This is a genomic window from Rhodopseudomonas sp., assembly GCF_013377015.1.
Taxonomy (GTDB): Bacteria; Pseudomonadota; Alphaproteobacteria; order Rhizobiales; family Xanthobacteraceae; genus JARJEH01.
Genome location: NZ_JACABA010000001.1, coordinates 946,493 through 965,125 on the forward strand (window position 1 = coordinate 946,493; position 18,633 = coordinate 965,125).

Sequence of the window (18,633 nt, forward strand, 5' to 3'; positions counted from 1 at the left end):
AGCCCTCATGGTGAGGAGCGCGCCTTCTCGGCGCGCGTCTCGAACCATGAGGGCATTGAGCAGAACAGGCGACTCATCCTTCGAGACGCGCGCCGAGAAGGCGCGCTCCTCAGGATGAGGTTTCCTGCATGGGATGGCAGCGAAGAAGTTACTTCGTCGGAATCGGGTCGCCTGTCTTTTCGGCGGGTGCCGGCGGCAAGGCCGGCCTGGCGCCGGCGTCCTGGGCCTCGGCATCGGGACGCGCCGGCTGCGGGGCGATCTCGTGAGGCCGCGCGCCGGTGGTGGTCGGCTCGGCCGGCGCCGACGGTTTGCTCTCGGCACCGGGCGTCGATTGCAGCGGCTGGGTGGCTTGCGCCAGTTGCTGATGCTGGACCGAAATCTGCGCCAGCGACATCCCGGAGATCGTCAGCCCAGACGAAACCAATGCGCCGGCGATCAGCAGGTCGAGCCGGAATGCGCGTTTACTCTCGATCGACGTCATGATGTTCACCTTGGGTTCGATGAACAACGGAGACGGAGACGCATAGTTCCGCCTGCGGCCGAGGCTATTCCTTGGTGCTGACGCACCAGGTGGCGTGGCGAACACCGCTTTGCAGTTCGAACGCCGACACCACCGCGTCGAGTTCCTTGGGATCGATCGCGGTCGATACCAAGGTCGCAATAATTTCGTGGCGGTCGTCGGAGCGTTCCACCACCTCGACATCCGCGACCGGGTATTGCGCCGCCTCCAGCCGTTCGACCAGCCGTTCGCGGAGGCCTTCCAGCGCATCGGTATCGACAAGCGTCGTAACCGAGTAGGTCGCCTCCGACGCCCGTTCGTCGATCGGCGTGCGGTTGATGGCGTTCACCAGAGGCCGCAACAAGGTATTGCCCGCCAGCACAAAGGCGGTCAGCGCTATCGCCTGCACGATCATGTCCGCGCCGGCGCAGCAACCGACGGCGGCCGAGCCCCACAGCGTCGCCGCGGTGTTGAGACCCCGCACATTGGTGCCTTCCTTCATGATCACGCCGGCGCCGAGAAAGCCAATGCCGGAGACCACATAGGCGATCACCCGGACCGCCCCGTCGGCGGCGGCCAGATGCATCGCCAGATCGACAAAGGCGGCGGCGCCGACCGCGACCAGCACATTGGTCCGCAGTCCCGCGGTCCTCTGCCGGTACTGCCGCTCAGCGCCGATCAGGGTGCCGAGGATGAACGCAGCCGTCAGGCTGACCAGCGTGTCGAGGAAATCATAGGTCTGGAAGGTCGTCAAAAACCGCATGGCGTCTCAATTCACTCGAGATGGGACGGCCCTGTCACAGCGTCAGCAGTCCGGCGGCGCCGTCCTCGTCGGCGAAGGCCAGCATGGTGCCCTTGGCGTTCCAGGCCAGCGCCAACACCGGCGGCGAGCCGTTGCGCCGCACCAGAATCTCGGCGCCGTCGCCGAGCCGCACCATCAGCACGGTGCCGTCGCTGTAGCCGGCGGCGAGGATCTCCTGCTTCGGATGGCAGGCCACCATGGTGACCTTGGCCTTCAGCGGCGCCAGCATCGCCGGCTCCTTGCCCATCGGGCCATCCTTGCTGGCGAACGGCCACATGATCACGCTGTCGGCGCCGGAGGTGGCCAGCGCCTTGCCGCCGATGCCCCAGGACAACGATCGCACCCGGCCGGGATAGCCGCTCATCCGCATGTGCCGAGCATCCGCCAGCCGCCAGCCGTGCAGCGCCGGTTCGTGCATCGCGGTGACCAGAAAGCGGTTGTCCGGGCTGAAGATGACGCCAAGGTGCGAGCCGGCCCATTCCAGGAATTCGGCGTTTGCCGCCATGTTGGGGAACCACAAGGTCACGCCATTGTAATGCGCGATCGCCAGCCGCATCCCCTTCGGGGCGAACGCCAATCCGCCGACCGTCGACGGCACCTCGAAGAACTTGTCCTCGCCCTTGGCGCCGCGGACATAAGCGGTCTTGCCGGCCGACCACGCCACCGCGCCGTCGGGATGCAGCGCGACATTGTCGATCCAGCGCCGCTTGGCGTCGGTGGCGACAACGCTGACCGCGCCATTGGCGTCGAGCGCCACCACCTTGCCGTCGTCGCCACCGCTGACGATGCGCTTGCCGTCGCTGGACGAACACAGGATCGCGCCGCCATGCAGCACGACCGTCGAGGTCTCGCCGCCGGCAGCGACCAGCGTGGCGGTTTCCTCGGCACCGATGAAGACGGCCTTGTCGCCGAGGAAATGCACGGCGGTGACCGGTGCGCCGATCGCGACCGGACGCACCCGGTCGGTGACCGAGGCGATCGAGGGGGCCTGATCCGGCAGGTTGAACTCTTTCATCACGCGGCGATGGTTTGGGCGAAGCCGTCGCGGATCGCCTGTTCGGGCAATTCGCGGCCAATGAAGACGAGCCGGCTTTCGCGTGCCTCGCCGTCCTTCCAGGCGCGCTGATGGTCGCCTTCCAGCATCATGTGGACGCCCTGGAACACGTAGCGGTCGTCGTCGCCGCTGAACGCCAGGATCCCCTTGGAGCGCAGGATCTTGCCGCCCTCGGCGGCGATCAGCTGCTGCAGCCACGGCATGAACTTGTGGGGATCGACCGGCTTATCGGAACGCAGCGACAGCGATTGCATGTCCTCGTCGTGATAATGCTTCAGGCCGTGGTCATGATCGTGATGATGATCATGGCCGTGGTGGTCGTGATCGTGGTCGTCGGACGAATCGAGGAATTCCGGTTCGATTTCCAAAACGCGGTCGAGGTCGAAGGCGCCGCGCTCCAGCACGTCGGCGAGCGCGACCTGGCAGCGCTCGGTGCGATGTAGCTTGGCGTAGGGGTTGATGGCGCGGATTCGCGCCTCGACTTCGTTGAGTTCGGCCGGCGTGACCAGGTCGGTCTTGTTCAGCACGATGACGTCCGCGAAGGCGATCTGGTTCTTGGCCTCCGGCGCGTCCTTCAGCCGATGGCTCAGCCACTTGGCGTCGGCCACCGTCACCACTGCGTCGAGCCGCGAGCTCGCCATCACGTCCTCGTCGACGAAGAAGGTCTGCGCCACGGGCGCCGGATCGGCAAGACCGGTGGTCTCGACGATGATGGCGTCGAACTTGCCCTTGCGCTTCATCAGGCCGCCGAGAATCCGCACCAGGTCGCCGCGCACCGTGCAGCAGACGCAGCCGTTGTTCATCTCGAACACTTCCTCGTCAGCGCCGATGATCAGGTCGTTGTCGATCCCGATCTCGCCGAATTCGTTGACGATCACCGCGTATTTCTTGCCGTGGTTCTCCGACAGGATGCGGTTCAACAGCGTGGTCTTGCCGGCGCCGAGATAGCCGGTCAGCACGGTGACGGGGATTTTGTGGGCGGTAGTCTCAGACATTGGCTCTCCGGGGCGGATCGTCGCGCGCGCCGCCGACAGGGAGGCCCCTGCCCTAGCTCATGAGCGCGCTGGTCAGCGCCTTTATATTGTGCCGGACCATATCAATGTAAGTGGGCGCGTCGCCCTTTTCCGGGGTCAGGCTGTCGGAATACAGCGTTCCGCCGATCTTGGCACCGGTCTCGGCGGCGATCCGACGCATCAAGCGCGGGTCGCTGATGTTCTCGAGGAAAACCGCGGGGATCTTGTCGGCCTTGATCTGACGGATGATGCCGGCAATATCCCGGGCACTGACCTCGGATTCGGTGGAAACGCCCTGTGGCGCGATGAAGGCGATGCCATAGGCGGCGGCGAAATAGCCGAAGGCGTCGTGGGTCGAGATCACCTTGCGGTGCGCGGCCGGAATTTGCGCCACCGAGCTCCTGACCTCAACGTCAAGCGAATCGAGCTTCGCCAGATAGGCGTCCGCATTGGCGCGATAGGTCGCCGCACCCGCCGGGTCGCGCTCGGTCAGCGCGTCGCGGATGTTGCCGACATAGACCTTGGCGTTTTCGACCGACTGCCAGGCATGCGGATCGGCGTCGGAGCCGAGCTTGCGGGTCGCGATCCCCGCGGTGGCGGTGACGATGCCGGCCTTGCCGCCGGAGGATTGCACCAGCCGCGGCAGCCAGCCCTCGAGGCCGAGCCCGTTGACGATCACCAACCTGGCGTCGGACACCTTTTTGGCATCCGCCGGCGCCGGCGTGTAGACGTGGACGTCGCTGTCGGGGCCGACCAAAGTGGTGACGCTGACGCGGTCGCCGCCGACATTGCGGACGAAGTCGCCGAGGATCGAGAAGCTGGCGACGACGTCGATGCGATCCTGGACCCGCTCTTGCGCCCGCGCCGGCGCGACTGCGACGAGCGCCGCAGCGCCAAGAACGAGAAGCTGGCTCAATCGTCGGATCATGATCATGCCTCGAGATGGCGGCCGGGGAACAACTTGCGGACCACGCCGCCGGTGGAGCCGAACAGTACCGAAACGATATAGAGCACCGCCGCGACCAGAATGATCGCGGGCCCGGACGGCACCTTGGTCTGGAACGACAGCACCAGGCCGGCGTAGCCGGACAGCATCGCGCTCGCCACCGCGATCATCATCATGCCGGTGATGTCGCGCGACCAGAACCGGGCGATGCCGGCGGGCAGGATCATCAGCCCCACCGCCAGCAGCGTGCCGAGCGCGTGAAAGCCGTTGACCAGGTTGATCACCACCAGCGCCAGGAACGCCAGATGGGCCGGCGCGCCGGCGCGGCTGACGGTGCGCAGGAAAACGGGATCGACGCATTCGATCACCAGCGGGCGATAGATCACCGCCAGCACGATCAGGGTGATGGTGGCGTTGAAGGCGATCACCAGCAGGGTCTGGTCGTCCATCGCCAGGATGTTGCCGAACAGCACATGCAACAGATCGATATTGGTGCCCTTCATCGAAACAATGGTGACGCCGAGCGCCAGCGACACCAGATAGAACGCCGCCAGCGAGGCATCCTCCTTCAGTTCGGTGGTGCGCGACACCACGCCGGCGAGGATCGCCACGGTGAAACCGGCGATCAGCCCGCCGAACGTCATCGCGAACAAATTGAGGCCCGACAGCAGGAATCCGACCGCGGCGCCGGGCAGGATCGCATGCGCCATCGCGTCGCCGACCAGGCTCATCCGCCGCAGCATCAGGAATACGCCAATCGGCGCGCCGCCCAGCGCCAGCGCCACCACGCCGGCCAGCGCGCGGCGCATGAATTCGAAATCGGTGAAGGGCGCGATCAGCGCGTCATAGAGCAGCATCGTTCAGGCCGCCCGCGACGGCGCAGCGTCGACCGCGCAGGTGTGGGCGTCATCGTCGAACGCCTCGCACATCCGCCGCGCCTCCGAGAGGTTTTCCGCGGTCAGCACCTGCGAGGTCGCGCCCCACGCCACAGGCGTGCGCGCCAGCAGCAGGGTCTCGGGGAAATTGTCGCGCACCAGGTCCATGTCGTGCAGCGCCGCCAGCACCGTGCGTTTCTCGTCGTGCCAGCGCCGCACCAGGCCGATCAGGTCGGCCGAGGTCTTGGCGTCGATGGCGTTGAAGGGTTCGTCCAGCACGATGACGCGGGCGTCCTGCAGCAGCACCCGTGCGAACAGCATGCGTTGCATCTGTCCGCCGGACAGCGTGCCGATGGTACGGTTCTCAAAGCCGCTGAGCCCGACCGCCGCCAGCGCCTGGGCGATCTTGTGCTGCGCCTCTTTGCCCATGCCGCCGAACAGGCCGGTGGCCCGCCACAGCCCGGTGCCGACGAAATCGAACACCGAGATCGGAAAGCTGCGGTCGATATCGGCGGTCTGAGGCAGATAGGCGATGTCACGGACGTTGAGGGAGCCAAGCCCGATCGAACCTGCCAGCGGCTTGAGAATGCCGACGATGCCCCGAAACAGCGTCGATTTGCCGGCGCCGTTGGGGCCGACGATCGCCAGCAGCGAACCGGCGGCGATCTCGCCGCTCAGATGATGCACCGCCGGATGACGATCATAGCCGAGCGTAACATCGCGAAATTGCAGCTGCGCGGTCATGCTCACCTCATCGCCGTCAGCACCAGCGCCCACAATCCGGCGCTGAGCGCGAGCGCGACGCCGAGCCGGGCGGCCAGCGTCATCCGCAGGAGCGACCACGGCGCCCGCTGCGCCGGATGCGGCGTCGCCGGGGTGTGACTGTGGGGATGGGGGTGCCCCGCCGCGATGTGGGCGTGTCCATGATCGTGAAGTGGGGACCCGGGCATCGGCAGGGCTTTCAGTCGGTCGTTAGACGCACTTTCGTTGTTATAATATAACATCACAGAAGTCGAGTCGGCTGAAGGCAGCCTTCAAAAGAAGGCCGACCGTTGCAGAAATTAAGGCCTCATTAAGACTTGATTCAGACTTCATTAAGTATAGAAAAATTGTGTCCGATCATTGGGTTAGTTCCATTCTAGCTGTTGCCGATCGGTGACAGCTTTTTACTAAAAAGCGGTCTAACTGATGCGCATGGACGGAGCCGAGCAACGGCTGATCGCTCTGCAAGTTAGGTTTCTGGAGAATATAAAATGAAGAAGTTTCTACTCGGTACTGTGGCTCTCGTCGTTCTCGGCACGACCCTGCCAGCACTTGCTGCCGACCTCGGCGCACGTCGCGCCTATACCAAGGCCCCGGAATACATGGCGGCCCCGATCTACAACTGGACCGGCTTCTATATCGGCGGTCACGTCGGCGGCGCGTTCGTCAGCGACGAGAGCATCGCAGGCGGCACCAACGTCAGTCGCGATGGCCAGTTCCTCGGCGGTTTGCAGGGCGGTGCCGATTATCAGTTCGCCCCGAACTGGGTTGTCGGTGCTGAAGCCCAGTACAGCTGGCTTGCCGGCGGCAGCAAGTCGGTGACCTTCGCCAACGGCGGCTCCAACTTCACCTACTCCGATAACCAGCGCGGCCTCGGCTCGGTGACCGGCCGTCTCGGCTACACTTGGGGTCCGGGTCTGCTCTACGTGAAGGGCGGTTATGCCTTCGCCGACTACAAGACCAGCCTGTTCAACAACACCGCCGGCCTCGGCGTCGCGGTGAACAGCAAGGACAGCGGCTACACCGTCGGTGGCGGCCTCGAATATATGTTCGCCCAGAACTGGTCGGGCAAGATCGAATATCAGTACTACGACTTCGGCAACGTCACCTTCCTCGGCACCTCGTTCAAGAACGACGAGCACACCGTCAAGGCCGGCCTGAACTATCGCTTCAACGTTGGTGGCCCGGTCGTCGCCAGGTATTGAGCTCTGCCGATCGCCCGCGCGGCGATCAAATGACGGAAAAGGTCGGCCTCGCGCCGGCCTTTTTCTGTTTCAGCGCCCGATTCGGCGCCGTCCGGGCGGATACCTATTTATTAACCCGGCGCCCCCGATAGTCTCGCCACAAGAAAAAAAGTGGGAACAAACAGTGGCATCGGCATCGGTAATTGGCGGACGAGGCTCGTTCAACGTGCTGCGACGGCTGCGAAACATTGGCAGACCACGCTTCGGCATTCGCGGCAGCCTGTTCGCGGCGTTTGCCGTGATCGCCAGCATGGCGATCGTGATCAGCGCCGGCGCCGGCATCATTTTCGATCAGCTCGGCGCCGTGATGTCCGACCTCAGCCGACGCGACATCCCGAAACTTGCCGCCAGCCTGCAGCTGGCAACCCAGAGCGAGCGCTTGGCGAGCCAGGCGCCCTTGTTGCTGTCGGCCGGCAGCGCCGACATCCTGCGGGATCGCTCGGCCCAGATGAAGGAAGCCCAACAGACCGCGCTGCAGATGCTCGAGCAGATCGTCCAGCTCGGAGCCGACAAGGACGTCGTCGCCGCCATGCGCGACACGGTGAAGAGCATCGACGATACGATCCGAAGCCTCGGAGCCGCCGCCCAGGAGCGGCTCGACCTCGCGGATCAGCGCGACAAATCATATGCCGCGGTGCGCAAGGCGCAGGACGACTTTGTTGCCGTCGCAAATCCGATGATGATGGATGCGCAGGCGCGGATGAACGCCGTGCTGAGCTCGGCCAATCTGTCGCAAGACGATGCGACGGAGGCCGGGCGGCAAATCGAGCAGCTCGGCAATGTCATATCCAACGTCAATCTGATCGCGTCCGACCTGATGGCGGCACTTTCGGCCAACACCACCGAGGCAATCGATCCGGTCGAGACCGACTACAAGGCGGCCCAGGAGCGCGTTCAATCGGCGCTGGAAGCGCTGCCCGCCAATGCCAACACCGCGGCGATCAGGGACGCAGCGGGAACATTGCTGATCCTGGGCAAGGGCAAGACCGGCACCTTCAAGATCCGGCAGAAGGAACTCGACGTCAACGACTATGGCCTGCTCATCCTCGATGAGACCCGCAAACTCAATCTCGGTCTCGGCATCAGCGTGAAACAGCTCGTGGACAATGTCAGGTCGGAAACCGAGGCCGCTACCGCGAGCGCCCGTCAACGAAGCGCGCTGGCGACGCAGGTGATGCTCGGGCTCGGCGTTCTCACCCTGTTGGGATCCGGGCTGTTTGTCTGGCTCTATGTCGGTCGCAGCATTCTGCGTCGGATCGGAAATCTGCAACGCGCGATGCAGCGCCTCTCCGATGGCGACCTCGATTCGCAAATCGGGTTCGGCAGACAGCAGGACGAAATCGCCGTGATGGCGAAATCGCTGGAGGTATTCCGCGATACAATGATCGCCGCGCGCGCCATGGCTGCGGAACAGGAAAAGGATCGCGTCGCCAAGACCGAACGCGCCCAGCGAATCGAAACCCGGATCGGCGAGTTCGAGACCAAAGTGCAGGCGGCGCTGGAGCAATTGCAATCCTCGGCCAATTCGATGCAGACCACGGCGCAAAGCATGGCGGCGACCGCCGACCGGTCGAGCGCGCTGGTCGGTACGGTGGCGTCCGCGGCCGAAGAGACCTCGGTCAACGTGCAGACCGTGGCGTCCGGGACGGAGGAACTCTCCGCGTCGATCGCCGAGATCGGACGGCAGGTCGTCAATTCGGCCGAGATCGCCGGCAAGGCTGTCACCGAAGCCGGCGTCACCGATGCGACGATGCAGGGTCTCGCGGAAAACGCCGCCCAGATCAGCGCCGTAATCGACCTGATCCAAAGCATCGCTTCGCAGACCAATCTGCTGGCGCTGAATGCGACCATCGAGGCGGCGCGGGCAGGCGACGCCGGCAGGGGATTCGCGGTCGTCGCCTCCGAGGTGAAAAGTCTCGCCAACCAAACCGCGAAGGCAACCGAGGAGATTCGCTCGCAGATCGCCGACATGCAAAGCGTGACCACATCCGCGGTGGGCGCGATCCGCAACATCGGGCAGACCATCGGCGAGATCAACGCGGTCACGACCGCGATTACCACAGCCGTGGAACAGCAGAGCTCCGCGACCCGCGAGATCGCCCGCAACGTCCAGCATGCCGCCAGCGGCACCAGCCAGGTGTCCGGCAACATCGTCGGGGTCAGAGACGCCTCGAGCGAAGCCGGCTCCGCCGCCAATGCGGTGCTCGACGCATCCGGCGCGCTGCGTCGCGAGGCCGATATTCTGCGCGACGAAATCGACGCCTTCCTGTCCAACATGCGAGCGGCCTGACCTCCGGGCAAACCGACCCTCCCGCACGGCCATCAGCCCAGACCCGGGTGCGGTTGGCGGAACCGCGCCCGCCGGCTGCATTCGACCCCGCCCCCGCGGGATTGCATGGCGTCCATGTGCGCCGCCGGCCCGGCCTTCGGCCGCGGAATTTCGGCTAGCGCGGCCGGCATTGTCCCGCTAAGCCGGTGTCGGGAGCCCAAGCGAAGCAAGATGCATTCAAAAACCGACGCCATCAAAATCACGAGCGACGACCTGCGGTATCCTTGGGAGAGCCATCCCGGTCAGGATCAGGTCGTTGAAATCGCCCCCGGCCTGTTGTGGATTCGGCTCAAGCTGCCGTTTCGCCTCAACCATGTGAACATTTACCTGCTGGCCGACGGCGACGGCTGGGCGATGGTGGACACCGGCTTTGGCAACGAAGCCACGATCGCGGCGTGGGAAGCACTGTTCGCTGGCCCGCTGGCCGGCAAGACCATCAGCCGGGTGATCGTGACCCATGCCCATCCCGACCATGTCGGCCAGGCCGGCTGGATCGTCGAGCGATTCCGTTGCCCGTTCTACATGTCGCAGATCGAGTATCTGTCGGGGGTCTATCACCAGAACCGCCGGACCGAGGAACGGATCGTCAATTCACGGCAGTTCTTCCGGCGCCACGGCATGGACGAGGCGATCACCGCGCAATTGCTCGGCCGCGGCCAGGACTATCTGAAGAAGACGGTGCCGCTTCCCGCCGCCTACCGCCGCCTCGCCCATGGCGGCGAGCTCATCATCGGCGCGCGCACGTTCCGGATTATCACCGGAGCCGGCCATTCGCCCGATCAGGTGATGCTGTATTGCGCCGCCGACAAACTGTTCCTGTCGGCCGATCAGGTGCTGAGCAAGATCTCGCCCAATGTCAGCGTGTGGGCGCATGAGCCGGAAGAAAATTCGCTCGGCGCCTATTTGAGCTCGCTGAACGGCCTCGCGGAATTGCTGCCCGACGACGTGCTGGTGGTGCCCGGGCACGGGGTTCCGTTCTACGGCGTGAAAACCCGGATCAGGCAGCTGTCCGACCACCACGAAGAGCGCTGCCAGATGATCGCCGTGGCTTGCGGCGAAGTCGCGATGACGTCGGCGGAGCTGGTGCCGGTGATCTTCCACAAGCACGTACTGGACGCGCATCAGACCGGGTTCGCGGCGGGCGAACTGATCGCGCATGTCAACTACATGCTCGCGCACGGCCGCTTGACCGTCGTCCACAAGCCGGACGGCATACTACGCTTCAAGGCTGCCTGAGTTAACTACCTTCGAATCCCAAAATGCCAGCTAATGCATTGATCCCGATCAAGTCTTGACCCGCGCGGAAAGCAACCCGGAGCGTCTGCCGCTGCGGCCCCGAAGCGCGATTTGCACCTCGACATTCGGCCTAGAGGCGTTCTAATAGCACGGCGCGACGATCGGTCGCGATCTCGGTCTCAGGTCAATCGTGATGGATTACAGCAAATTCTTCGGGGATGCCCTCCTTCGCCTGCGCGATGAGCGCCGCTATCGCGTGTTTGCGGATCTGGAACGGATCGCCGGCCGGTTTCCGCATGCCACCTGGCATTCTCCGGCCGGACCGCGCGACGTCGTGATCTGGTGCTCGAACGATTACCTCGGGATGGGACAACATCCGAAGGTGGTCGGCGCGATGGTCGAGACCGCGACCCGGCTCGGCACCGGCGCCGGCGGCACCCGCAACATCGCGGGCACCCATCATCCGCTGGTCCAGCTCGAGCAGGAACTCGCCGATCTGCACCACAAGGAAGCAGCATTGCTGTTCACCTCGGGCTACGTCTCCAACCAGACCGGATTGTCGACGCTCGGCAAGCTGATCCCGAACTGCCTGATCCTTTCCGATGCGCTGAACCACAATTCGATGATCGAGGGCATCCGGCAGTCGGGCTGCGAGCGGGTGGTGTGGCGCCATAATGACGTCGCCCATCTGGAAGAACTGCTGATTGCGGCCGGCCCCGACCGGCCGAAGCTGATCGCCTGCGAGAGCCTGTATTCGATGGACGGCGACATCGCGCCGCTGGCCAAGATCTGCGATCTCGCCGAGAAGTACAATGCGATGACCTATGTGGACGAAGTCCACGCCGTCGGCATGTACGGCCCGCGCGGCGGCGGCATCGCCGAGCGCGACGGCGTGATGCACCGGATCGACATTATCGAAGCGACGTTGGCCAAGGCGTTCGGCTGCCTCGGCGGTTATATCGCTGGACGCGCCGACGTAATCGACGCGGTGCGCTCTTATGCGCCGGGCTTCATCTTCACCACCTCGCTGCCGCCGGCGATCTGCTCGGCGGCCACCGCCGCGATCCGGCACCTGAAGTCGTCGAGTTGGGAACGCGAGCGCCACCAGGACCGCGCCGCGAGGGTCAAGGCAATCCTGACCGCCGCCGGCCTGCCGGTGATGTCGACAGACACCCATATCGTGCCGCTGTTCGTCGGCGAGGCCGAGCGCTGCAAGAAGGCCAGCGACCTGCTGCTTGAGGAGCACGGCATCTATATCCAGCCGATCAACTACCCGACCGTCGCCAAGGGCCATGAGCGGCTCCGGATCACGCCGTCGCCGTATCACGACGACGCGCTGATCGACGCGCTGGCCGAGGCGCTGGTTCAGGTCTGGGGCCAGCTCGGCCTGCCGCTCGGCGCCAAGGCGATCGCGGCGGAATAAGCGGCAGGCGCGGCGCGATCCGGCCGATCCGGGTGAAAATCCCTGTCGCTTGCGGCGGCCCGACGCGATAGGTTTCGGCGCGCGCCGTTTCCGCGCAGGGAGCAAACCGGAATGCTGCACGACTGGGGCGTGATCGCAGCCGCGCTCGGCTACATCGGGTTCCTGTTCTACGTCGCCAGCTATGGCGACCGGCTTTCGCATTCTCAACGCGAGCGGGCCGGCGGCCTGATCTACCCGCTGTCACTGGCGATCTACTGCACCTCGTGGACCTTCTTCGGCTCGGTCGGTTTCGCCACCCGCACCAGCTTCGATTTCCTAGCGATCTATGTCGGCCCGATCCTGATGATCGCGTTCTGCACGCCGCTGTTGCGCCGCGTGATCCGGCTGGCGAAATCGCAGAACATCACCTCGATCGCCGACTTCATCGCCGCCCGCTACGGCAAGAGCCAGGCGGTGGCGGCGACGGTGGCGATCATCGCGATCGTCGGCTCGGTGCCCTACATCGCGCTGCAGCTCAAGGCGGTGGCGTCGTCGCTGCAGACCATCCTGGGCGACGATCAGGACATTTCCAACATCCCGATCGTCGGCGACATCGCGCTGATCGTCGCGATGGCGATGGCGCTGTTTGCGGTGCTGTTCGGCACCAGGCAGACCAATGCCACCGAGCACCAGCACGGCCTGATGCTCGCGGTGGCAACCGAGTCGATCGTCAAGTTGGTGGCGTTCATCGCCGCCGGCGTGTTCGTCACGTTCTGGATGTTCAGTCCGACCGAACTGATCGACCGCGCCATGAAGATGCCGGAGGCGGTCCGCGCCATCACCTATACGCCGTCGACCGGCAATTTCCTCACCATGGTGCTGCTGTCGTTCTGCGCGATCATGCTGCTGCCGCGGCAGTTCCACGTCAGCGTGGTGGAGAATTCCAGCGACGCCGAGGTCGGCCGCGCCCGCTGGCTGTTTCCGCTGTATCTGGTCGCGATCAATCTGTTCGTGATCCCGATCGCGCTGGCGGGGCTGATCAGTTTCCCGTTCGGCGCGGTCGACAGCGATATGTACGTGCTCGCGCTGCCGATCGCCGCCAACGCGCCGCTGCTCAGCGTCGCGGTGTTCATCGGCGGGCTGTCGGCGGCGACCGCGATGGTGATCGTCGAATGCGTGGCGCTGGCGGTGATGGTGTCGAACGACCTGGTGATGCCGCTGGTGCTGAAACGCGGCGCGGCCCCGCGCGGCGGCCAGCGGGACTTCGGCGGTTTTCTGCTGAAGGTGCGCCGGATCGCGATCTTCGCGATCCTGATCCTGGCCTATCTGTACTTTCGCGCGCTCGGCAACACGCAGTTGGCGGCGATCGGGCTGCTGTCGTTCGCCGCCATCGCGCAATTCGCGCCGGCCTTCTTCGGTGGCCTAATCTGGCGCCGCGCCACCGCAAGCGGCGCGATCGGCGGCATGCTGATCGGATTCGCGGCGTGGGCCTATACGCTGTTCATCCCGAGCTTCATGGAGGGCAACACCGCGGGGATGCTGCTGTTGCAGCACGGCCCGTTCGGGATCGAGGCGCTGCGCCCACAGGCGCTGTTCGGCGCCGATCTGCCGCCGCTGCTGCACGGCGTGCTGTGGAGCCTGTCGCTCAACATTCTGGCTTACATCGTGCTGTCGCTGCTGCGCCGCCCGTCATCGATCGAGCGGCTGCAGGCCGAAGTCTTCGTTCCCGACACCCTGACGCCGATGACGCCGGCGTTCCGGCGCTGGCGCAGCACGGTCACGGTTCAGGACATTCTCGGCGCGGTGACCCAATATCTTGGCCCCGAACGCGCCCACAGCTCGTTCCGGACTTTCGCGACCACCCGCGGCATCAGTCTGGAGCCAACGGCGTCGGCGAATTTCGAGTTGCTCAAGCACGCCGAGCACCTGATCGCGTCCTCGATCGGGGCGGCGTCGTCGCGGTTGGTGTTGTCGCTGCTGCTGCGCAAGCGCACGGTGTCGGCGGAGGCGGCGCTGAAGCTGCTCGACGATTCCCACGCCGCGCTGCATTTCAACCGCGAGATCCTGCAGACCGCACTCAATCACGTCCGACAGGGCATCGCCGTGTTCAATCCGGACCTGCAGCTGATCTGCTCCAACCGGCAATTCGGCGACATCCTCGGGCTGCCGCCGCACATCATCCAGATCGGGATTCCACTGGTCGAAATCCTGGAGTTCCTCGCCACCAGCAACACCCAGACGTTCGGCGACGCCGACGCCCAGACCCAGATGCGGCTCGCCGCCTACACCACCGAAGGCGAGCCCTTTCTGGAACGGCTTCACGATCGCCATCTGGTGATCGAAGTGCGCGCCAACCGGATGCCCGACGGCGGCCTCGTCATCACCTTCTCCGACGTCACCCCGAGCTTCGAGGCCGCCGAGGCGCTGGAGCGCGCCAATGCGACGCTGGAAAAACGCGTGCGCGACCGTACCGAGGAACTGACGCGGCTGAATTCGGCGCTGGCGCTGGCCAAGAGCACCGCTGAGGAAGCCAATATCTCGAAGACCCGCTTCCTCGCTGCCGCCAGCCACGACATCCTGCAGCCGCTGAACGCCGCCCGGCTCTACGCCACCAGCCTGGTGGAGCGGCAGAATGGCGGCGAGGATTCGCGGCTGGTGGAGAACATCGACGATTCGCTCGAGGCGATCGAGGAGATCATCGGCGCCTTGCTCGATATTTCGCGGCTCGATGCCGGCGCGATGACGGCGTCGATCTCCAGCTTCGTGATGGGCGACCTGATGCGTTCGTTGGAGATCGAATTCGCGCCGACCGCGCGCGCCAAGGCGCTGAAGCTGACCTTCGTGCCGTGTTCGCTGCCGGTCGAATCCGACCGGCTGCTGCTGCGCCGGCTGCTGCAGAACCTGATTTCCAACGCCATCAAATACACCCCGCAGGGCCGCGTGCTGGTGGGCTGCCGACGCCGCGGCCAGTCGTTACAGATCGGGATCTACGACACCGGCGTCGGCGTCCCGATCCAGAAGCGCAGCGAGATCTTCAAGGAATTTCACCGGCTCGAACAGGGCGCGCGGATCGCCCGCGGGCTCGGGCTCGGGCTGTCGATCGTGGAGCGGCTGGCGCGAGTGCTCAATCACGGCATCGCGCTGGATTCCAATCACAGCGGCGGCTCGTATTTCTCCGTCACGGTGCCGGTCGCCAAGGCGGTCAACCACACCGCCGCGGTCACCAGCGCCACGCCGCTGTCGCGGGCGTCGATGACCGGGATTCTGGTGGTCTGCATCGAGAACGATGCCGCCATCCTGGACGGCATGAAGACGTTGCTGACGACCTGGGACGCTAAGGTCATCGCCGTCGCCGATCCGGAAGCCGCGATCAAGGCAATCGAGACCGCCGGCCAGCGCATTACCGGCCTGCTGGTCGATTATCACCTCGACCGCGGCAATGGCATCGCGGCGATCAGAGATATACGGCACCGCTTTGGACAGGGCATTCCGGCGATCCTGATCACCGCCGATCGCAGCCCCGGCGTGCGCGCCGCGGCGCGGCACGAGGAAATCGCCGTGTTGAACAAGCCGGTGAAGGCCGCCTCGCTGCGCGCGCTGCTGAGCCAGTGGCACGCCCAGCAGGCCGTGGCGGCGGCGGAATAGCACGATCCAAGCATCGACCCAGCCGGCGCTTGCCATTGCGATCGCCGTTGGTAGGGTCGCGGATCGTCACCCATCCTCGTGCCCCCGCAAGGATCCGATGTTCACGCTTTATTACGCCGCGCATACCTGCTCGTTGGCCTCGCACATCGCGCTCGCGGACGCCGGAGCCGACTACGAACTGCGGCGCATCGCGTTCGCCACCACGCAACAGCAATCGGTCGACTATCTGGCGATCAACCCGAAGGCGCGGGTGCCCGCGCTGGTGACGCCGCGCGGCGTCCTGACCGAAACGCCGGCGATGCTGGCGTTCATCGCGCAGAGTTTTCCGGATGCGCAGCTGGCGCCGCTCGACGATCCGTTCGCCTTCGCCGAGGTGCAGGCGTTCAACAGCTATCTGTGCTCGACCCTGCACGTCGCTCACGCGCACCGGATGCGGGGCCATCGCTGGGCCTATGAGGAATCGTCCTTCGCCGATATGCAGCGCAAGGTCCCGGAATCGGTCGGCGCCTGCTATGATCTGATCGAGAACCGTATGCTGAAAGGCCCGTGGGTGATGGGCGAGCGCTACAGCATCGCCGACCCGTATCTGTTCACGCTGGCGCAATGGATCGAGGACGACGGCGTCGATCCCGAGCGCATCCCTGGCGTCATCGCGCACCGGAGCCGGATGTCCGAGCGCGCCAATGTCAGGACCGCGATCGCCGCGGAACTGGCCGCCTCAGGCTGAGGCGACCACGTTCAGCTCTCGGAAACGCTCGCCAGGATCACCTCGCGCAGCACGCGGGTCGGCGGAATCCACTGGTCTTCCTTCATGTAGTTTCCCGCCGTGATGGCGATGACGAGTTGCAGGGCCGGAATGATGAACAGCCGCTGGCCGCCTTCGCCCTGCGCCGTCCACATCCGCTCCAGCCGCCCGATCGCCCAGCCTTTCGGCTTGCCGAAGCCGATATCGAGCACGAACCATTGATAGCCGTAGCGGCGAACTTCGTCGGCGCTGACGACCGGGGTGATGCACCGCGTCACCCAATCGGCGGGCACCACGGCCCGACCGTCGACGCGGCCGCCATGCAGCATCATCTGGCCGATCCGCGCCAGGTCGCGAACCGCCATCCGGGCGCCGGACGCTGCGAACGGCTCGCCATCGGGGCCGCCCGCCCATTCGGTCGGCCCCAGTCCCAACGGATCGAACAGAGCCTCGCGCGCAAAGGCGTGCAGCGTCTGGCCCGAGCCCTTGGCGATCAGGCGCGCCAGCAGCGCGGTGGCGCCGCCGCAATAGGTCCAACGCGTACCGGGCGTCTCGACGACGCGTCGTTCCAGCACGTAGCGGTAGCGATCCGCCGCGGCATCCATCGCGGTTTCGCTGTTGCGCGGATCCGAATAGATCAGGCTGCTCTCGTCCCAATCGGTGCCCATCGTCATCGTCAGCACATGCTGAATGGTGAGCCGGTCGCGGCCATCGCTGCCGGCGAGATCGGCATATTCGGGAAAGGCGGAGAACAACGGCGCTTCCGGCGGCGGCACCTTGTCCTGTTGCAGCGCAATTCCGTACAGCAAGGCGACGATGCTTTTCGAGCACGAGCGCAGATCGTGCAGCGTCTTCGGCTTGAAGCTGACACGGCCGAGATCGCCGATGCCGCGGGCGCGATCGTCGCCGTCGAAATAGCGCTCCAGCACCAACCGATCGTTCCGCAGCACGACCAGGCCGTGCAAATTCCAGACCCGGCGTTCGGCAACGGCCTTGTCGAACCGCGCCTCGAGATCGGGCGCGAAGCCGGCGTCGGCGGGCGTGATCGGCAGCCATCGATCCGACACGGCGAATGCCCCCCTCGGCTGTTGGATGAGTGCGGCGGCGGCGACCGCGCCGAACAGGACGTCGCGACGATTGGGGTTCGCCGTGTTCATATGACGTCGCCCTTGTCGCGGAGCGTTTCCGCCAGATCCCCCGGCCACGACATCGCCAGCCCTTGCGCAGCAGGGGCCGGATCATTTTCGTCAGGGATAGAAGGGCGTCAAGTCCGCCGCCCGCCGCTACTGCGGCACCGGCTCGTCCTGGCGCCACTGGCTTCCGGAGATCTTCGCCGCGGCGATCACCGCCTGGGTCCGGCTCTCGACCCCCAGCTTCTGCAGGATCGCGGAGACGTGGGCCTTGATGGTGGCTTCCGACACCCCGAGCTCGTAGGCGATCTGCTTGTTGAGCAGGCCCTCGGACAGCATCATCAGCACCCGGACCTGCTGCGGCGTCAGCGTCACCAGACGATCGCGCAGCTTGGACATTTCCGGATCGGACGCTGCCGACAGGTCAACATCGGGCGGAACCCAAACGTCGCCATCCAGCACCCGGAGGATCGCCTCGCCCAGCTTTTCAACGCCGAATCGCTTCGGAACGAAGCCCGAGGCGCCGAAGTCGAGTGATCGTCGGATGGTTTCCACATCATCAGAGGCCGACACCACGACCACCGGAATCGCCGGATATTGCGCGCGCAGATAGATCAGCCCGGAAAAGCCGCTGATCCCCGGCATCTTCAGATCGAGCAGAACCAGATCGACGTCGCCGTCGCGTTCCAGCATCGCGGTCAATTCTTCGAACGAACCGGCCTCGCCGATCCTGGCCGGGGTCACGACGCTTGCGACAGCCAGTCGCAAGGCATCACGAAACAGCGGATGATCGTCAGCAATGATCAGGTGCGTGCTTGCGGGGGTGGTCATTTTGTACCTTATCGCAGGCTGAAGGTGAAACTATTCGCATTTGAATTCGCATCTCAGCGGCCTGAACGATCCATTCGACCGATCCAAGTGTCGTCCGAAGGCCGCCCGCTGGCAAGGCGA

The 18,633-nt window shown here is 65.1% G+C and carries 16 protein-coding genes; 6 read left to right on the forward strand and 10 right to left on the reverse strand.

All coding sequences use genetic code 11. The annotated features are described in order from the left end of the window. Nucleotides 1-148: 148 nt before the first annotated feature. From HXX15_RS04605 to HXX15_RS04640, 8 genes are all read right to left on the reverse strand, one after another. Nucleotides 149-481: a hypothetical protein gene (locus HXX15_RS04605; protein WP_296513109.1), complete on the reverse strand. Its 333-nt coding sequence runs from the start codon at nt 479-481 to the stop codon at nt 149-151. Between the two features lie 64 nt (nt 482-545). Next, a complete protein-coding gene (locus HXX15_RS04610; RefSeq protein ID WP_296513111.1) occupies nt 546-1,262 on the reverse strand; it encodes an MgtC/SapB family protein in 717 nt (238 codons plus the stop codon). A gap of 34 nt (nt 1,263-1,296) precedes the next feature. Continuing rightward, the gene (locus HXX15_RS04615; protein ID WP_296513113.1) at nt 1,297-2,316 is read right to left on the reverse strand and encodes a WD40 repeat domain-containing protein; all 1,020 of its coding nucleotides are present in this window, start codon (nt 2,314-2,316) and stop codon (nt 1,297-1,299) included. Then, nucleotides 2,316-3,350 carry a GTP-binding protein gene (locus tag HXX15_RS04620; RefSeq protein WP_296513115.1) on the reverse strand — a complete coding sequence of 345 codons (1,035 nt, stop codon included), beginning with the start codon at nt 3,348-3,350 and terminating at the stop codon, nt 2,316-2,318. Before HXX15_RS04620 ends, HXX15_RS04615 begins: the two co-directional genes overlap by 1 nt. A gap of 52 nt (nt 3,351-3,402) precedes the next feature. Beyond that, on the reverse strand, nt 3,403-4,296 hold the full coding sequence (locus HXX15_RS04625) for a metal ABC transporter substrate-binding protein (RefSeq protein WP_296513117.1): 894 nt from the start codon (nt 4,294-4,296) through the stop codon (nt 3,403-3,405). Nucleotides 4,297-4,298: 2 nt separating this feature from the next. Beyond that, nucleotides 4,299-5,168, reverse strand: coding sequence for a metal ABC transporter permease (locus tag HXX15_RS04630; protein WP_296514830.1), 870 nt, complete (start codon nt 5,166-5,168; stop codon nt 4,299-4,301). Between the two features lie 6 nt (nt 5,169-5,174). Further along, nucleotides 5,175-5,933 carry an ABC transporter ATP-binding protein gene (locus HXX15_RS04635; RefSeq protein WP_296513119.1) on the reverse strand — a complete coding sequence of 253 codons (759 nt, stop codon included), beginning with the start codon at nt 5,931-5,933 and terminating at the stop codon, nt 5,175-5,177. A gap of 2 nt (nt 5,934-5,935) precedes the next feature. Further along, a complete protein-coding gene (locus HXX15_RS04640; protein ID WP_296513121.1) occupies nt 5,936-6,139 on the reverse strand; it encodes a hypothetical protein in 204 nt (67 codons plus the stop codon). Between the two features lie 303 nt (nt 6,140-6,442). On the opposite strand from HXX15_RS04640, the gene HXX15_RS04645 reads away from it, so the two are divergent. The 6 genes from HXX15_RS04645 (at nt 6,443) to HXX15_RS04670 (ending at nt 16,534) form a co-directional block, all read left to right on the forward strand. Continuing rightward, complete coding sequence (locus HXX15_RS04645; RefSeq protein ID WP_296513123.1) at nt 6,443-7,156, forward strand: outer membrane beta-barrel protein; 714 nt, start codon at nt 6,443-6,445, stop codon at nt 7,154-7,156. Nucleotides 7,157-7,445: 289 nt separating this feature from the next. Next, nucleotides 7,446-9,485: a methyl-accepting chemotaxis protein gene (locus tag HXX15_RS04650; RefSeq protein ID WP_296514833.1), complete on the forward strand. Its 2,040-nt coding sequence runs from the start codon at nt 7,446-7,448 to the stop codon at nt 9,483-9,485. A 210-nt stretch (nt 9,486-9,695) separates the two neighbouring features. Continuing rightward, nucleotides 9,696-10,760, forward strand: a complete 1,065-nt coding sequence (locus HXX15_RS04655) for an MBL fold metallo-hydrolase (RefSeq protein ID WP_296513126.1) — start codon at nt 9,696-9,698, stop codon at nt 10,758-10,760. Between the two features lie 193 nt (nt 10,761-10,953). Further along, nucleotides 10,954-12,183 carry a 5-aminolevulinate synthase gene (hemA, locus tag HXX15_RS04660; RefSeq protein WP_296513128.1) on the forward strand — a complete coding sequence of 410 codons (1,230 nt, stop codon included), beginning with the start codon at nt 10,954-10,956 and terminating at the stop codon, nt 12,181-12,183. A gap of 111 nt (nt 12,184-12,294) precedes the next feature. Further along, nucleotides 12,295-15,807 (forward strand): PAS domain-containing hybrid sensor histidine kinase/response regulator, encoded by a 3,513-nt coding sequence (locus tag HXX15_RS04665; protein ID WP_296513130.1) that lies wholly within the window; start codon nt 12,295-12,297, stop codon nt 15,805-15,807. A 97-nt stretch (nt 15,808-15,904) separates the two neighbouring features. Then, nucleotides 15,905-16,534, forward strand: a complete 630-nt coding sequence (locus tag HXX15_RS04670; protein ID WP_296513133.1) for a glutathione binding-like protein — start codon at nt 15,905-15,907, stop codon at nt 16,532-16,534. A gap of 11 nt (nt 16,535-16,545) precedes the next feature. On the opposite strand, the gene HXX15_RS04675 is transcribed toward HXX15_RS04670, so the two are convergent. Continuing rightward, entirely contained in the window at nt 16,546-17,709 is a 1,164-nt protein-coding gene (locus HXX15_RS04675; RefSeq protein ID WP_296513135.1) for a serine hydrolase, read from the reverse strand. 126 nt (nt 17,710-17,835) lie between these two features. Further along, nucleotides 17,836-18,513: a response regulator transcription factor gene (locus HXX15_RS04680; protein WP_296513136.1), complete on the reverse strand. Its 678-nt coding sequence runs from the start codon at nt 18,511-18,513 to the stop codon at nt 17,836-17,838. Between the last annotated feature and the right edge of the window lie 120 nt (nt 18,514-18,633).

Bases quoted from the DNA above. Each gene is read 5' to 3' on its own strand.
- HXX15_RS04640 (WP_296513121.1), bottom strand. From the start codon at position 6,139: ATGCCCGGGTCCCCACTTCACGATCATGGACACGCCCACATCGCGGCG.
- hemA (WP_296513128.1), top strand. From the start codon at position 10,954: ATGGATTACAGCAAATTCTTCGGGGATGCCCTCCTTCGCCTGCGCGAT.
- HXX15_RS04665 (WP_296513130.1), top strand. From the start codon at position 12,295: ATGCTGCACGACTGGGGCGTGATCGCAGCCGCGCTCGGCTACATCGGG.
- HXX15_RS04675 (WP_296513135.1), bottom strand. From the start codon at position 17,709: ATGAACACGGCGAACCCCAATCGTCGCGACGTCCTGTTCGGCGCGGTC.
- HXX15_RS04645 (WP_296513123.1), top strand. From the start codon at position 6,443: ATGAAGAAGTTTCTACTCGGTACTGTGGCTCTCGTCGTTCTCGGCACG.
- HXX15_RS04670 (WP_296513133.1), top strand. From the start codon at position 15,905: ATGTTCACGCTTTATTACGCCGCGCATACCTGCTCGTTGGCCTCGCAC.
- HXX15_RS04620 (WP_296513115.1), bottom strand. From the start codon at position 3,350: ATGTCTGAGACTACCGCCCACAAAATCCCCGTCACCGTGCTGACCGGC.
- HXX15_RS04635 (WP_296513119.1), bottom strand. From the start codon at position 5,933: ATGACCGCGCAGCTGCAATTTCGCGATGTTACGCTCGGCTATGATCGT.
- HXX15_RS04655 (WP_296513126.1), top strand. From the start codon at position 9,696: ATGCATTCAAAAACCGACGCCATCAAAATCACGAGCGACGACCTGCGG.
- HXX15_RS04625 (WP_296513117.1), bottom strand. From the start codon at position 4,296: ATGATCCGACGATTGAGCCAGCTTCTCGTTCTTGGCGCTGCGGCGCTC.
- HXX15_RS04650 (WP_296514833.1), top strand. From the start codon at position 7,446: ATGGCGATCGTGATCAGCGCCGGCGCCGGCATCATTTTCGATCAGCTC.
- HXX15_RS04610 (WP_296513111.1), bottom strand. From the start codon at position 1,262: ATGCGGTTTTTGACGACCTTCCAGACCTATGATTTCCTCGACACGCTG.
- HXX15_RS04680 (WP_296513136.1), bottom strand. From the start codon at position 18,513: ATGACCACCCCCGCAAGCACGCACCTGATCATTGCTGACGATCATCCG.
- HXX15_RS04615 (WP_296513113.1), bottom strand. From the start codon at position 2,316: ATGAAAGAGTTCAACCTGCCGGATCAGGCCCCCTCGATCGCCTCGGTC.
- HXX15_RS04605 (WP_296513109.1), bottom strand. From the start codon at position 481: ATGACGTCGATCGAGAGTAAACGCGCATTCCGGCTCGACCTGCTGATC.